Source organism: Methylicorpusculum sp. (genome assembly GCF_030651835.1).
Classification (GTDB): Bacteria; Pseudomonadota; Gammaproteobacteria; order Methylococcales; family Methylomonadaceae; genus Methylicorpusculum.
In genome coordinates this window covers 1-15,992 of sequence record NZ_JAUSBX010000084.1, presented here as the reverse complement: position 1 = coordinate 15,992, position 15,992 = coordinate 1, and the positions used below count along the sequence as shown (strand labels likewise).

General features: G+C 45.7%; 13 protein-coding genes. 9 read left to right on the top strand and 4 right to left on the bottom strand.

Features of this window, described 5'->3' with window-relative positions:
* Nucleotides 1–69 precede the first annotated feature (69 nt).
* The 4 genes from Q7V32_RS10520 to Q7V32_RS10505 form a co-directional block, all read right to left on the bottom strand.
* On the bottom strand, nt 70–480 hold the full coding sequence (locus Q7V32_RS10520) for a hypothetical protein (protein WP_304896934.1): 411 nt from the start codon (nt 478–480) through the stop codon (nt 70–72).
* Between the two features lie 78 nt (nt 481–558).
* On the bottom strand, nt 559–1,830 hold the full coding sequence (locus Q7V32_RS10515) for a DUF3150 domain-containing protein (protein WP_304896932.1): 1,272 nt from the start codon (nt 1,828–1,830) through the stop codon (nt 559–561).
* A gap of 90 nt (nt 1,831–1,920) precedes the next feature.
* Complete coding sequence (locus tag Q7V32_RS10510; RefSeq protein WP_304896931.1) at nt 1,921–2,646, bottom strand: hypothetical protein; 726 nt, start codon at nt 2,644–2,646, stop codon at nt 1,921–1,923.
* Nucleotides 2,646–3,617: an AAA family ATPase gene (locus tag Q7V32_RS10505; protein WP_304896930.1), complete on the bottom strand. Its 972-nt coding sequence runs from the start codon at nt 3,615–3,617 to the stop codon at nt 2,646–2,648. Before Q7V32_RS10505 ends, Q7V32_RS10510 begins: the two co-directional genes overlap by 1 nt.
* Nucleotides 3,618–4,629: 1,012 nt before the next feature.
* Here Q7V32_RS10505 and trfA point away from each other — a divergent pair.
* The 9 genes from trfA (at nt 4,630) to Q7V32_RS10460 (ending at nt 15,691) form a co-directional block, all read left to right on the top strand.
* Entirely contained in the window at nt 4,630–5,430 is an 801-nt protein-coding gene (gene trfA, locus Q7V32_RS10500) for a plasmid replication initiator TrfA (RefSeq protein WP_304896929.1), read from the top strand.
* Between the two features lie 655 nt (nt 5,431–6,085).
* Nucleotides 6,086–6,616 (top strand): hypothetical protein, encoded by a 531-nt coding sequence (locus tag Q7V32_RS10495; RefSeq protein WP_304896928.1) that lies wholly within the window; start codon nt 6,086–6,088, stop codon nt 6,614–6,616.
* A 67-nt stretch (nt 6,617–6,683) separates the two neighbouring features.
* Nucleotides 6,684–7,556: a hypothetical protein gene (locus Q7V32_RS10490; protein ID WP_304896927.1), complete on the top strand. Its 873-nt coding sequence runs from the start codon at nt 6,684–6,686 to the stop codon at nt 7,554–7,556.
* Complete coding sequence (locus Q7V32_RS10485; protein WP_304896926.1) at nt 7,556–10,675, top strand: SNF2-related protein; 3,120 nt, start codon at nt 7,556–7,558, stop codon at nt 10,673–10,675. Before Q7V32_RS10490 ends, Q7V32_RS10485 begins: the two co-directional genes overlap by 1 nt.
* A 79-nt stretch (nt 10,676–10,754) precedes the next feature.
* On the top strand, nt 10,755–11,030 hold the full coding sequence (locus Q7V32_RS10480) for a hypothetical protein (protein WP_304896925.1): 276 nt from the start codon (nt 10,755–10,757) through the stop codon (nt 11,028–11,030).
* A gap of 69 nt (nt 11,031–11,099) precedes the next feature.
* A complete protein-coding gene (gene dnaN, locus Q7V32_RS10475) occupies nt 11,100–12,200 on the top strand; it encodes a DNA polymerase III subunit beta (RefSeq protein WP_304896924.1) in 1,101 nt (366 codons plus the stop codon).
* A gap of 460 nt (nt 12,201–12,660) precedes the next feature.
* Nucleotides 12,661–14,205: an IS21 family transposase gene (gene istA / locus Q7V32_RS10470; protein WP_304896923.1), complete on the top strand. Its 1,545-nt coding sequence runs from the start codon at nt 12,661–12,663 to the stop codon at nt 14,203–14,205.
* Between the two features lie 89 nt (nt 14,206–14,294).
* The gene (gene istB / locus Q7V32_RS10465) at nt 14,295–15,050 is read left to right on the top strand and encodes an IS21-like element helper ATPase IstB (protein ID WP_370691454.1); all 756 of its coding nucleotides are present in this window, start codon (nt 14,295–14,297) and stop codon (nt 15,048–15,050) included.
* A 242-nt stretch (nt 15,051–15,292) separates the two neighbouring features.
* Nucleotides 15,293–15,691 (top strand): hypothetical protein, encoded by a 399-nt coding sequence (locus Q7V32_RS10460; RefSeq protein ID WP_304896922.1) that lies wholly within the window; start codon nt 15,293–15,295, stop codon nt 15,689–15,691.
* Nucleotides 15,692–15,992 lie beyond the last annotated feature (301 nt).

Below are 15,992 nucleotides of genomic sequence, written 5' to 3'. Positions count from 1 at the left end.
CCATTTTAATCAGCGTGATCGAAACCTGCCGTAAAAGACAACAATCCCCTTGGCTTTATTTGGCTGTCGTCATTGATCATCAGCGGACCGGACGGCCGATTCCAAAATTGCCTCCAGTGGTCTGGGGGTCTGAATAGTTACTCCCGATTTGTTAAGGATGCGCTGGAACAATGAAGGCCAGCTGTAATTAAATGAAATGTGTTGGTCAATGTCACAATCCCCGTTTTCGAGAATGTATTGCCGTAAATCAAGGGCGAGTTCATCGTCTTGCTTGGCATACTCTTCGATCAAATCAAGGTCAAAATGATCGAGTTCATCGCTTTCGCCGTCAGAAACGTAGAAATAGTACGAGCGCTCACCGTTGGATACGTGTGTTTCGAAATGAAATCCATACGCGTTGAGCAGCACTATTTCAAAATCAGTAACAAGAGCTACAGGAAGAACCGGTGAAACCGTTGCTTGAGAATAATTATTAGCCATAGGGCCTCCAAAAAAGAGAAATGGAGGCGGAGGCAAACATCCCATGCGGAATGAATTGCGTCCGCCAGGGAAGAAAAATTAGAACCAGAAATCTTCAACTACTTTTGGAGCAGATGGCGTTTCAGGCCCGTCCTCAATGAGAACAGGAACTGATGATGTTGAAGCGGTTTCAGAGGCAACTTTTACAGTTTCTTTGACAGAAGCCATAAAGGTGCTTGCTTCAGGAGCCGGATTCAGAACATCTTGAGCAACTTCGACAGAAGGTGCGCTATCAAATACATCCTTTGAGGGATGGTAGTTAGAGAGGAAGTCGTCAAAACCGGGAAGATCATTATCTTCTTCGGAAGTAACAGCGGATGTTACGGCAACGGGTGCTTCGACAGGCACTTCATTGACAACGTCAGTAAGGGATGAGTCGGGCATTACTGCATCGTCATCTTCTCCATCAGATCCGGTCATAGCCATTGCATCTGAAACCGAGATTGACTCCATTTGCAACAAACCACTGCCATGACGTTTGATCTTGTCCGGATCGGACAGCAGCAAACCCAGGTGAAACAGGCTGTTAAAAGGACTGCCGTTATACGGGCCTTGTTTGGGCAAGGCATCCAATACAACATCGATTCTATCGACAACCGGCATACACCGATGATCAAGAAAACCGAGGCTGTCCAACTTATCCCGCATTCTCCGAAAAGCATTGAGGGAGCGGCCGGTCACCGTGTCCTTACCGACGAAAGATCGATCGATAAGTTGACTGGCTTCCTGAGCAATTTCATGGAAAAGCTGGTCGCTCATGGAATAGGTGCGACGCGTCAGAGACTCGACAGCTGCCGGCGTTGAATCCGGCAAAACCACCTCGGATTGAGGAACGGTTACGCGAAAGACAACGTAATCGAACCGCAACTTTGCCGCAACGGAATCAACTGGCTCAATGGCACGACGAATTGCGTCACCAAATTCAGCATGACGCGCGATCCATTCTTCGGTGTCCTGATGGTACGTGGACAGAAGCTGGTCACGGGCTTTGCTAAACTCTTTAGACAACTCATCCAGCTCTTGAGTAATTCGAGGAATTTCATCCCGTGGATTAGCAAAGCCGCCGATGAAACGCGTACCTGACTGAAGGCAAATTCTTTCCGCTTCCTTTTTGATGCGGTTGAATTCTTTCAGCTTGTCGGGATCAATGGTCTTTTTGGTACCGAGATAAGCCAAATCTTCCGGCGGAAGTTTGGAACCATCGGCTAACACAAGATCCTCAGGTCTTAATTTTTTTGAGCTGGTCCAAAGATTAATGTCGAGTTTAACGACATCGATTTGGTCCAAAATCATTTCTGCCTTGTGTGACATAACTACCTCCAAAAAATGAATAAATATGGGGCAGCACACGACCCAATGGGGCGATAGACTGCCCCTTTAGGGATAAGCAAAAGTTACAAGTTAAAAGTAAAAATCGTCCTGAGAAGATGAGACAAGCGATAAATCGATGCGCTTCTCAAGAAGACCGAGTGATTCAGCAACAGGTCGGACACTTTCCAAATCGGTATCGAATATTGACAACGCTTTGGATTCGAGCTTTATCTTGTTACTGATGTCAACACCATCATCATGGGATAAATGAATGCTAACTTGTTTGGGCGCAACTTTCATCATAGCCATAAAAAGCAATAATGAAGCGACACCTTGTTCTTTGAATAGCTTTCCTGCATTAGACAAATGGCCATTAAGCATGGCGTGCAGGAAGTCTTTAATCCAGACAGAAGGACCAAAGCAGTCGGTAATTGCACTGCTCATTGCCAAAACATTTGCATGAAATGTCCCAATGGCTTGAGTGTCTGAAAGATCTGTCTGTTTGATCTTTAGGCGCCAAAATAGACAAGACTCTTCGGTTGGAGACGAGTCCTGGTCAAGTGGTTTGGACGATGCTGACGAAATTGTACCGTCGTCATCAATCAATACCTGGCCAATGGACTTGTACCCTTTTGAGACCTTTGATTTGATATGCTCATTCATGGAAAGCCTATTTTTAGCGAAGGTCTTGGCCTGAAGCCGGGTACCCGTTTTGCCCCAACGAGAAGTATAGGTACCATCACCGTTATCACGAACAGCCCAATCTTTGGTTGAACGATCCGGATTAGTGAAGCGATAAAGATCGTAATCTAACATTACGCATCATCTCCCCAGGTATCACCAAATACATCTTTGGCAATCCTGTGAATGGCTTCGCGCTGAGCAGGCTCTGCACGCAAGGTGAGCGCACGATCCAACGAATACGCCAGCGCATTGGGAGCACGCTTATAAGCAATCATCAAGTGTGTCCAGCGTACCAACGTCCGGGTTGACATGGTGATACTCAATTCACCCGCACCATCAGTAGAACCTACAAAAAGTCGACGAATTTCATTGGCGACTTTAATCATCTTTTCCGTCAAGTTTTCCATGACGGAATCGAAAGGGACACCCATTCCGGTTAAAACCGACTTGAGAATGGATTGCTCGATAGATGCTTCTGGGTAACCCACTTCCATTAATCTGAATCGATCGAGGAAAGCGAGGTTTTGCTGCATGACACCTTGATAAAGTCCGGATTGATCGCCTTGACCAGCGGAGTTGCCGGTAGCAATCAAACGAAATTTCGGGTGATTCTTTATGATTTCGCCACCGTTTTGAGGAATGACCAAAGGTTGCCCTTCGATAATATCGTTCAAACCAGACAGTTCAGAGGGATCCATCAAATCGATCTCATTCAAGATCAACAGATGTCCGTCTCGGACGGCCTGAGCCAAAGGCCCATGGATAAAAGACATAGAGCCGTTAACCAGCATGAATTGACCGATCAAATCGTTCAGCTCAAGACGACCATGACAGGTGACTTGTTGAACTGGCCAGTTCAAACGGGCAGCAACTTGGGAGATCAATGATGTTTTTCCGGAACCGGTAGGACCGGTCAAATACAACGCGTCGCCAACAGGGTTGGCGATGTACGCCAAGATATCCCTGAGGTGTTCATTTCTGAACACGTAATCCTTTCTTGCCGGAATTGAAGGATGCGAAGCATCTTCAAAGCCGTCAACAGTCATCGCTGCAGGTGCGGCAATGGCGAAAGTTTGGCCGATAGGGAATTTTTTTACATTCATGGCGTTTCTCCTAATTCAAGAAAAAAAGGGGAAACACCAGCGCCCATACCGGGAGAAGTGTTTCCCCGGTGGGTAAAGGTAAAAATCACGCCGAAGGCGCTTAACAGGTTCTTTATTTTGAGTGCTGAATGGGCACTTGCTTTTGAGCTCTCTTAGAGAACTACAAAAATTCCGTCTTTCCACAATGCACTCTGAAAGCACATTCTGGGAAGACGGTATGAACATTATGCACGATACCGGCTGGCTGTGAAATTCGAAAGACGCCATTTTTAGCACGCCTTTTGTTTGAAACTTGAATATTGCCTATGGTTATTAAGAAATGAGGCCAAAAAAAATCAAAAGGGGCGTTTTTAGCGCGTCTTTTACCCCTCACCACCGTAAGAGCAGCAAACAAACGAGTTAATCATAGAAAATGTATGACAGACGGTAGGTATAGGTCGCGGGTTAAAGCAATTTTCGGTAGGTTTAGGTCGCGGCATGATTTTTTCACTGGTTTTTAACTAAAAAATCACAAGTGAGTCGGTAGGTATAGGTCGCGGTTCGCAGTTTTTTCGGTAGGTATAGGTCGCGTGTCGTCTTTTTTTCGGTAGGTTTAGGTCGCGGCATAGGTAGGAATATGTCGCAGGTTGGTAAAAATTGCCCTTAATACAGCACTATTCGGTAGGTATAGGTCGCGGGTTAATTTTGTAAGTACTTGAATAATATTCATTAAACAGTGTTTTTTTCGCCCTTATCCTTTTAACCTTATTTTATCCTTCTTTTAACCCTGCCGATTGAGGCGTCAGTCAAATCTTACCGGGTGAAAAGTCATCACAATTTTTTTGTAAAACGGCCGGTGGTTTTTTATGAGTAGGGATTTTTTGTTGGGTGTCTGTTCAACATTGCCAGATTTAAGGCGGATTCCGTAAATCAAATCAAAAGGGGCGTTTTTAGCGCGTCTTTCACCTCGATGAATTTTTTAGATGGCACTTAGGATGGCCGTATGGTTGCAACTTAATACGGTAGGTGATACGTGGAAAAAATTAATGAGAAAGTAAAAAAGCTTCAAGAATTAGCGGAAAGCAAGAAAGAGGCAACATTGCCACAGTGGAGTGATGCGAGCAGAGCAGCGCCGAATGAGATTGTCAGGTCAGCGCTATTCAATGCGCGGAATAAAAACAAGGAAAGGACTTATTTGAAAAATGCGGATATTGCTCTAATTGGAACCGGCCGCATCAGGTATACGGGCGAAGAATTACGGCAAGACGATGAGACGGTTTGGTTGCAGATTTTACATATGGCCAAAGACAAACCTCTAGAAGATATCATTGAATTCAGCGCCTATTCGATTCTAAAGTCATTAGGTTGGGGAACTACGGCCTTCTATTACAAGAAGCTTGAGGATTCGCTCAACCGGATGTCTGCTACGAATGTTGTTATCGAATCAGAGCGCTTAGGAAAAGCTTGTGGAGTATCCATTATCCGAAAGTACGAAAAATCAGGGGATGGGTCCAATTGGCGCGTTTGGATAGAACGGGAAATGAAGCATCTGTTTGATGGCAGCTTCTATACGCTAACTGAATGGCAACAAAGACTTTCGCTTCCTTTGGGAATTGCGACCTGGTTGCATGCTTATTTGGCGAGCCACAAAAAACCCTACGATATCAAAATTGAAACAATCGTACACGGCGCTGGATTAACTATGAGCGAAAAGAAACATGCAACGGAAAAAATAAAAAAAGCGTTGGTGAGCCTTGAGGAGGTCGGATTTTTGAAGTCCTGGAAAATTGAGGATGGGAAGCTAAGCGTTCAAAGAGCAAGCGATCAAGCCTAAAAACTATCGTAACTTGGGCGACGCTATCGTAACTTGAGCGACCGAAGCTATCGTAACTTGGGCGACTTGACCCCCAAAACTATCGTAACTTGAGCGACTTGACCCCAAAAACTATCGTAACATGACCGACCCACTATCGTAACTTGGGCGACGAAATTTAAAAATTTATCGTAACTTGGGCGACCCACTATCGTAATTTGGGCGACCAAGAATGTGCCTGACTCGTAACTTGGGCGACCAAACTATCGTAACTTGAGCGACTTTTTTGGTCTGTCCGATAGCGTTCAATTCCACGTCTGACAAAGGCTACAGAGGTTTTCATATTTTTGCCTAACCATTCTTTAACCATTCTTTAACCTTTTTTAACCAGCAAGACAAAATCGTCAGGTCTCAAAATAGATATAAAACTGCAGGGTACAACGTACTATTTCAATCAAAATTTTTTGCTTTACAGACTGATAATTGCAGGTTAATTGGCATAATCGAAGTGCCTATAATCCGGATTCCCCCAAAGTGTTTTGGTGGAGAGTCCAAAGAACTGCAAATCAACATCTGAACCGAAAAAACAAAAGAGGCCGAAAAAGCGCGTCTTTCACCCCGATGAAACCCCCATTCTCCTAGTAGGATCATTCCTAACCAACCAGGAGAATTTTCAATGCCCTCGAACAATGCGTCATCTCAAACCAGCCACCTTTACAAACCAACGGATATAGGCCGCCTGCTTTGGCTGGCTGCAAAGCAAATAAATGTTCCAGATCCGGAATTTTCTCACACAGACAACGTTCGTTTTGCTATGGCTTTGTATTCGGGCTGTTACGTCAACCATATCCCGTTTCATGACATGGTTGACTGCGTAATTAATGCGCTCACGCATTACTACCAGCATGCGGGTATTAGTGATTACGAACTCAAGGATTTGTTTAATCCGCTCAGAACAGATTATGCACGACTCACTAATCAACAATGGGACCAGGATCAGGCTTCTGAAAAAATCATCTCAGCCTGCATGAATCGTTTGATGCTGGCCCAAGTTAGCGATGGTGACAAGCTGTTGGTCGATCTCAGCGGTCCTGGTGTGGATTACGAAGCGGTGCTGCATCGAATCGAGCGTGAAGTCATTAAAGAAAAAAAAGAAAATTCGGTAATTTCGTGGTCGATAAAAACGATCCGAGACTGCCGAAAGTGATTTTTTGAGACTTGCATTCCCGGCAACCTGTTTTAACGTGTTTCCAACACACTAACAGGAACCTGAAATGACTATGATTTCTGAATCAATCAAATCGACGATTCAATCACGCCTGCTCGAAATGGTCGAATCGCGACACGAGTTAATCAAGCATGCGAAATTTTTATCCGATTTAGGTATTTCCGTTAAAGAATCCAGGCTTTATATTGGTGAATGTTTTGAATCCGTTGCGGAAAACTATCTTTTCAAAATTTGCAGTAATTTGAGTGCCCAGCATGCCAAGGGAACTCCTGCGAAGGTGTCTTTGAATTCTGATTGGTACAAAGTCATCACGAATCGGAATCGCCGAGAATCCTTTGTCGAACAGTTTTGGTCGCCTACTGATGATGATCTGGATGCTGATAAAGCGCTAATTGGATTGTATTTGGCTGAGGTGCAATTTGATGCAATAGTGAGTTCAATAAATGAACAAGTAGGCGGCCTTGAAGAAAAAGGGCTGAACATACTGGCAAATAAAATCATCGATCGTCTGAACCTGAAGTGCGAGCGTCATTATTACGAGCCTTACAAAAAAGCCGGACGCATCATTTGTCAAACCTGGTCAGTTAATTACCACGACGCCTATTCGAAAATAGACGAGCTAGTGGCCTTGAAGGATGCCTTTAGTATCATTGAGAACGAATCCGGAGTGTCATTTGGCGTTGCAATCAGCGAGTATATTTCGGCTATCAACGAGCTCAATTGGTCGCGTGCAAAAATCTCCTCACGGTCAGCGTTTGGCAAAGGCGGTCATCTTGAAATAGTTTGTTTCAAAGAGAAGCACGAGTATCGATTCAGCATTCAGGCATTCAATGCTTTGGTGGCGTTCTTGATGCTCAACGGAGAAGCAGAAGCGGCACATCGAATCATCGAAAAGACGGGTTTGCAGGAGGCCGCATAATGCTAACGCGCTACCTACCTTTAGAACTCGATCAGATTCAGTCAAGAGGCCGCGCGGCTTCAAAAGCCCGTTCACTCGCCGCCTTGCATGACAAGCGCAAGGAGACACTCTCTCAGTTTTTTAGTCCCGATTGGCTGGTTGGGTTTATCTGGCAAGCGCTATCGTCCGCATTCATTAGCGACGGGAGTTATCGGCTACTGGACAACAGCGTTGGCAGTGCCGGCATGTTCCGCTATGCCGATCCCGAGCGATTTCATTTATGCGGCCTGGATGTCGATGGTCAGTTGGTCGAAATGGTCGCTGAAATCCTTGATGGAAAGGGGTACATGTTCGATTTTGTTCGAGGGGGGATGGAGGCGGTCGAAATGGACAAATTTAGTGCAGCGCTCATTAATCCGCCCTTTTCGATCCCGCTGGCGAGCCCGTTTTTAAAGGCTTATCCAGGCGTAACCCATTACGGTAAATACGGGCCTGACACGTCGGCTGTGTCTCATGAATACGCCTTGGCGCAAGCGTTGTGTCATTGCGATATTGTGGCGGCCGTCCTCCCCGCAAGCGTTCAGACGGTTGTCAAACAATCGCCTGACATGACGGCAAGATTACGAGCGGTATTTGATCTGCCGGTCAACACATTCAAAGAAGAAAAGGTCGACTCCGTTAACACGGTATTGATGATATTCGGTAAACGTCTTCAAGGTCCGGCTGCCAATGCACCGGAACATATCCGCATTAAAACCGGCGCAATCAAAGCAGGTTCGGTACCCCCCTCGCTTTATCAATTGAGTTGTCGGTCTGTCGATGATTTGGGACGCAGCCGGAATCCCATTCGCGTCATAGGTGTTGAACCAACAAAACCAGTCATTACGACAGCAGTGACCGACAACAAGGCAGTTATCCTTAAAAAATCGGGCCGCTGGATCAAACTGGAATTTTCCGATGGCGCCACGGAAGGCCGCGTCAAGAACGCGATCTATCGAGCACGGCTCTTTTCCAATCACCTGCATAAGTATCCAGCGAAAACCCGTTATGCCGGTCAGTTTCAATTAAATCTGGATGTAATTAGCATGCAGGAAGAGCCTTTTAGGGCATTAAATTCGGTATGCGAAATCATCCGGTCAGCCGGTGGCGAACCGGTTATCACCAGGCAATTGATCGAGAGTCTTAAAGCGATCATGGTTGAAAACAAAACAATGGGGGTTCCATTCGGACGCATGGTTTTCCGGAAAGGCACACCGGAATTTAAAGCGACTGCGAATAAGATGGCCTTGATCAACCTGGCGCAGAAAGGCGCGGTTGTATCAAAAAATGAGACGGTTACCGCGAAACGTGTGGATAAAGGGTTCGTTGTCCAAACAAGACGCGGGGAATTTGCCTGTGATCATGACACGTTTTTTGGGTTGTTCGAGCCGGACAAGACGGTTGTGGATGCTGGGTATTGGGAAGAAATCTACCCGCCCATCGAGAGAATGTATCCCAAGGAAATAGGCAGATTAAAGACGAAAGCGGCGCAACTGGGGATCGATCAATGGCTGACTTGGGACTATCAGATAGAAGACCTTTGCGAGTTAGCATTCAAGCCCCATGGGGCTATTTGTGGTTGGCAGATGGCCTTGGGAAAATCTCGTTTGGCAATTTCATTGGCACTGCTTCTGAATGGAAAATCGCTGATCGTTTTGAAATCCCGGCTGGTATCGGAAATGGTCAACGAGCTTAATCTATTGGGGATTACGGATTTCAAAGTAGTGAAATCCAAGGCGGACACCGAGCATTTGGGCAAAGTGAATATTGTCAGTTATGAGCGTTTGAAAAGGGCGATCGACCCGAGAACGCCCAAGCTGACCTTGGCTAAGTTTCTGCGGAAGAAAATCAAAAACGTGCTATGCGACGAAGGCGGTTTGCTGGCTAACCATTTTTCCCAGCAAAGCAGGGCATTATGGTGTTTAGGCGCCAAACGCAAATACATCCTTGATGGCACGCCCTGTCCCAATTACCCTCGGGAAATGCAAAATTTGGCGGCCTTTGTCGCCGGTCAAGAACGGTTTTACCAACCTTATTCGATGAATGGCGGTTTCATTGAAAAACGGTTGTTCAATAGTGCCGAATTCCAACCCACCGGTAGGGATGAATTTACGCGTCGTTACGTTACCCTGGAATGGGCTACCAACGAATTCCTGAACAGTCATGAGCGAGGGGCCAAGCGTGAGGTGCCGAAGATCAAGCAAGCCTTCCTCCAGGATTACCGGGCATGGGTGGCGCCCATCATAAAGCGCCGGGTTCAACAAGAGCCTGCCGTCAGTCGCTATGTGACTTTTCCGATACCCACGCTGTGCGATCCGATCAACGTCGATTGGGAAATCGATCATTTGCTGCTTTATGTAAAAACAGCAGAGGAGTTTGCTAACTGGTACAGGCAACATGCCAAACAACGGGGTGAAGAAGGCAAGGGTTTGAGTCTGACGATGATTTTAGCCAGATTGGAAGCGTGTTTCAAAGCCGCCAACGTGCCAAGCACAGTATCCGGCTATGGCAAAGGCTTTCAATCCCTTACCAGTAAAGAAATAGCTTGTATCAACCTGATCAAGCAAGAAATTGACAAGGGCTTGCGACCCATCGTATTTGCGAAAAATCCTGTGGTATTAAGGCGATTATCGGCAGAACTGAACAAAATGAACATCAGCAATCTTGTTTTTACAGGGGAAGACACCATCGCTAAACGAACGGAAAAACTCAACCAGAGAATCCGTAACGGAAGCGATCAAGTCATGCTAGCCAGTTTCGGTGTTACTCAGGACGGGTTGAATCTACCGATGCTCAACAGCGTGATTTTGTTCAACAGATCGTTTAAATCAAGGGCTGAGTTTCAGGCGATCTATCGTTTGATCCGGCCTCAGCAAAAAAGCGAAGTGTCCTGCTATTTCCTGCACCTGAAAGGCTCGATAGATGAGTACATGGGTCAGTTGATCAAATGGAAAACCCTGGCCAATGAAGCAGGCCTGGATTATGGCGAGCAAAGCGACAAAGAAGATTTCGTGCATTTTGATGCGTTCGTGTACCGTTTTTTAAATTCAATCCCTGAGCTAAAGGAACGAATTGACGCTTTGAAAAAGCTTGCGGCTTGAAAAAAGAATCAAAAACTACGAAAGAGGTCGAAAAAGCGCGTCTTTCCAACTGACTCATTTCGAATATTAAAATTAAAATATGACCAACAATCGCGTAGTTAAAAACATCAGCCTAAACGAAGCAAGCCGCGATCTAGTAATTCAGTTTCGAGGCAGTTCGTCTGCCATTGAAGCTAAGGCGCTGGATTTTAAGAAAGACAAGCAGGGAAATATCGTGTATTTGCTGTTGGATCGTCTGATTCATAAGCCGCACGAAAGCGTATTCGAATGCCATTTAAAAGACGAATGGGTGGATGGTTTTTCGGTTTCTGGCTGCGTGGTCAGTGAATTACATAACTTGGCGAAAAAGGACTGAAATGGGCTTGCATTATTTTCCGGACGAATACAATGGACTAAACCGTCTTTTGAACAAAAGGAAAAGCCGATGAAATTCTCCGTAAACCGGGAGCAGATAGTAGGTCCACTGCAACAAATAGCTCGCATCATTGATAAAAGGCAGGCCTGTACGATCCTTTCGAATGTACTTCTCCAATGTCGTGATAGCAAATTGGTTATCACGGCTACAGATCTTGAAGTTAAGATCGTCATTCAATTGAACCTGAACGATATCCGTGTAGAAGGCAATATAACTTTAGATGCACGAAAGGTATTAGATATTTGCAGGCTGTTACCTACCGGTTGCGATATCAATTTTGATTTGGAAGGGGACAAGATCAATCTGTCGTCAGGCAGTTGTATTTATTTACTGAACACGCTACCGGCTGATGATTTTCCCGAATTCACTCACACCGAAGCAGAGACCTGCTTCAATGTCAAAGCAGAGAAATTGAAAGACGGCCTTGATAAAACGGCTTTTTGCATGGCGATCAACAGTGAGAGGAATTACTTAAACGGGATAGAAATGACTATCAATGACTCCATGCTCAAGCTGGTAGCATCCGATGGTAATCGCTTGGCTGTGTACAAGGAAGATATTGGGTCAACAGGGCTTAACGCAAACATCATAGTGCCCAAAAAGGCGGTTCAAGAATTAAGTTGTTTACTTGATGGATTGGAAGAAGATGTAGAAATTAGAGTTTCGAGAAACACCCTTGAGGCTTTATATAAAAACGTTGTTTTTTCTTCTAAGTTGGTGGCTGATAAGTTTCCGAATTTTGATCGCATAGTGAATCAATTGTTTTTGAATCCGATAATCGTAGATCGCGGGTTGTTAAAAGACTCGATAAAGCGGGTTGAGGTACTTTCCAACGAAAAATACAAAGGAGTGAGCTTTGATATAAAAAGTGCTTCGTTGAAGATAAGTACCGATAACCCAGAAGCTGATGAAGCAGAGGAAGACTTGGTTGTCGATTATCACGGCGATCCTATTTCAATAGCCTTCAACGCAAAATACATGCTCGATGCTGTGAATAATATAGATGGCAAAGACGTCAAGATGACGGTTGCCGAAAATGCCAGCGTCTGTTTTATTGAGGGTCAAAGTGATTCTCTGTTTTGGTACCTTGTGATGCCGATGCGTATCTGAGTTGGAGGGAAAATGCCTATTAAAACTATGCCACATCCAAAGTTGAAACGTGATTACAAGGGAAAAAGAGTGAGGACGACAAAAGATGTTTCAAACGCGTTTTGGCAAGTCCCTGCATGGAGTTTGGCGACAGTAACTGAACAGAGCCCGAAAGGTTCGTATCTGACATTCGATCCATGCGATTGCTGTGGAATATCAGCGCGAATTAGTAATGTTCCTGCAAATTTCATGGAATTCGTTATTGCATATTCTGACCCAACCTGAACACCCATTCTGATCCAATCTGAACACCTATTCTGCGTTAATTTGAACACTGATTCTGGTTTGAAGCTGAACACTTTTCTGGCTTTTCCAGAATCGGTGTTCAGCATGCCAGAATGACTGTTCAAGTTGCCAGAATCCCACCTAACGCATTGTTTATCTAATCAGATTATCCTTTCCACCTTTTGTGGAGAAGATAATGTCAGCCAAGAGAACAGCCATGCGAAAATTACGAGAAGTACTTAGACTCAGCTACAGCGCCGGATTAAGTATCCGGAAAATCAGTGCCAGTACCAAAATCAGTGTTGGCAGCGTTCAAACTATCTTAAAGCAGGCCGAACAACTGAACATCATCTGGCCGCTACCGGAAGATTGGGATGATCAAGCTTTAGCCCTGAAATTTTATCCCCGCTCGGACGCCCAGCCTTCAGCCAAATTCCAGGAACCGGTATGGACAGACGTTCATCTGGAGTTGAAGAAAAAAGGCGTGACCCAACAATTGCTCTGGGAAGAGTATGGCCAGCAGTATCCGAATCGTTGCTACAGCTACTCGCAGTTCTGCGCCCGTTATGCCGATTGGCGGAAGAAACAAAAACGTTCCATGCGCCAAACCCATCGTGTCGGTGACAAGTTATTTATCGATTATGCGGGCCCCACAATGTCCGTGGTCTGTGCCGCGAGCGGCGAAATACGTACCGCGCAGATCTTTGTGGCGGTGTTGGGGGCCTCCAACTACACCTTTGCCGAAGCGACCTGGAGCCAAAGTCTGCCGGATTGGTTAGGCAGTCATGTACGGGCCTTCGAGTTTTTCGGTGGCACGCCAGTGATGCTGGTCCCCGATAATTTAAAAAGCGGGGTGACTAAAGCCTGTCGTTACGACCCCGAATTGAACCCCAGTTATCAACAGTTAGCGGCCCATTATTCTGTCGCGGTGATGCCTGCCAGGCCCTATAAACCAAAAGACAAGGCGAAGGCCGAGGCCGGTGTTCTCCTGGTCGAACGCTGGATCATGGCGAAACTGCGCCATCACACCTTCTTCTCGTTGGCAGAGTTAAATCACTGTATCAGCGCCTTATTGACCGAGCTCAATCAAAAACCCTTCAAGCAAATGCCCGGCAGTCGTCAGCAATGGTTTGAAACGCTGGATCAACCGGCCCTGTCGCCGTTACCCCAGTACGCCTATCAGTACACGGACATCAAAACCGCCCGGGTCAGCCTCGATTACCACCTGAGTTATGACCAACATCTCTATTCGGTGCCGCATCACTGCGTAGGCGAACCGGTTGAGCTCCATGCCGGTGACAAACTGATCGAAGTCTATTTTCACCACAAACGTATCGCCACCCATGTCCGGAAATATTATCCCGGCATGACCACCGAGCCAGGGCACATGCCGGAACAGCATGCCCAGCATCAGCAATGGACGCCAGAACGGTTAATGAACTGGGCGCAAGCGATAGGACCTGAGGTGCGGGTGTGGGTGCAGGGCCAATTACAGCGTAGAGAGCATCCAGAGCAGGCTTACCGCGTTTGTCTGGGGTTATTGAGCCTGAATCGTAGCTATGCCTCCGAGCGCCTCAATAAAGCCTGTGCGATCGCCAATAAAGAAGCGCTGTTCAAATTGAAAAACGTCAAAGCCATTTTGCAAAGCAACCGGGACAAGTTGCCGGAGACATCATCGGTACACCTTTCGTTATTACCTCAAGACCATCTAAACATTCGTGGCGCAAAGAGTTTCCACTAATCCCTAGCGCCTCAAGCGTTGAGCAAGTAGGGTTTACAGGATGCCCTGCCTGCTCATTATTTTTTAACATCTCAATACAGGACATTATCATGCTTGAAACCACCCTCGGCCAACTCTGCCAATTAAAACTGAACGGTATGGCTTCTGCACTGCAAACCCAACTGGATCAACCGGGCACCTATGAAGGCTTAGCCTTTGCCGAACGCCTGCAATTATTAGTCGATCACGAAGACCTGGCGCGTAATCAGCGCAAACAGGACCGCTTGACACGCGCCGCCCAATTCAAACTCAAAGCCTATGCCAAAGACATTGATTATCGACCCACCAGAGGCTTGCAACAGTCACAAATGGCATCACTACTGATGTGTGACTGGCTCAAAAAAGCCCAGAACCTGTTGCTAACTGGGCCCTGCGGCACGGGCAAAACTTATATCGCTTGCGCACTCGGCCATCAAGCCTGCCTGAAAGGTTTCAGTGTTCGCTATTACCGACTGTCACGTCTGATCCTCGCATTGACACAGGCCAAGGCCGACGGCAGCTACAGTAAATTGCTAAAAGCCATCGCCAGTCTGGATGTGCTGATTATTGATGATTGGGGGCTTGAACCTTTAAATGACGCGACTCGAAATGACTTGATGGAAATAATGGATGATCGCTATGAGCAGTCGGCAACCGTCATTATCAGCCAATTACCGACTGACCAATGGTATCAAGCGATTGGTGATAATACCTTGGCCGACGCTATTTTAGATCGACTAATGCACAATGCCCACCGGATCAATTTACAAGGAGAATCGATGCGAAAAAAAATGAATTCCTTGACCCAAGTTGAACACTTGGAGTAAAAATTCACGTCCACCGATGCGTTAGGTTTTAAGTGTTCAAGTTCTTCCAGAATCAGTGTTCAAATTAATCAGAATACGCAGCAATTGGGGTTTACGGTGACGAGTTCAATCGGGGTCTGGCGGTGGCTGTTTTAACTAATGGTTAGTCGGTGTCTGTGCAATGTACTTTTGCCATTTAATTCGGCTATTTTCAAAATGAGAAGGTATCGGGCCAATTTTCCGAGAGTAAAAAGGAGAATGCAGTGAAAAAAGTAATTCGGTTAGTTTTAATAGCTACGATAGCTTTTGTGGTTGGGTATGGTGAGTATCAGATATACTTAAAAGGGCCAACGTATGCAAAACCGCAAGGCGGTATCGTCTTGTCTGCATTCGAATCGAAAGGACGTTCATCTTCCTGGTTTGCGACTGTTAAGTTTGATAATGGGGACTATCAAAAAGTTAATACAGGGCATACAGAATATAAAATCGGGGAACGCTTTACAAGTACGCTGTCCTGGAACCCTATTGTAGGTGTGTCAGGGTTTGCTTATGCATGGAACCCCGGTGACTGGTACATTTTTGCAACAATGCCAGCGATATTATTTAATTTACTTTTACTATTAAAACTATTCATTTCGATATTTGTATTTGCTTTGGATTGAGCAGAACGAAACTTTAAACTTCGGCTATTTGCATTCTGGGGTTCGAAATCAGAACGATTCATGTTTTTTAATCGCGCTGTTTTGTGCAAAACAGGGTTGGATCGTTGATGAACTCGGTAGCTTGTTATGTGCAATAGTTGGTTGGGCTGTCAATGCTCGTTAACGGCCAACAGCTGCCATTCGCGATTGCCATCAGCGGTCATTAAAATTGATGATTAACTATGCTCTGTTGTTATCGGGAAACTGTTTTATGCGCATTGCCATGTTAATCGCTACTATATAGCAAATGCTCTTGAAATAA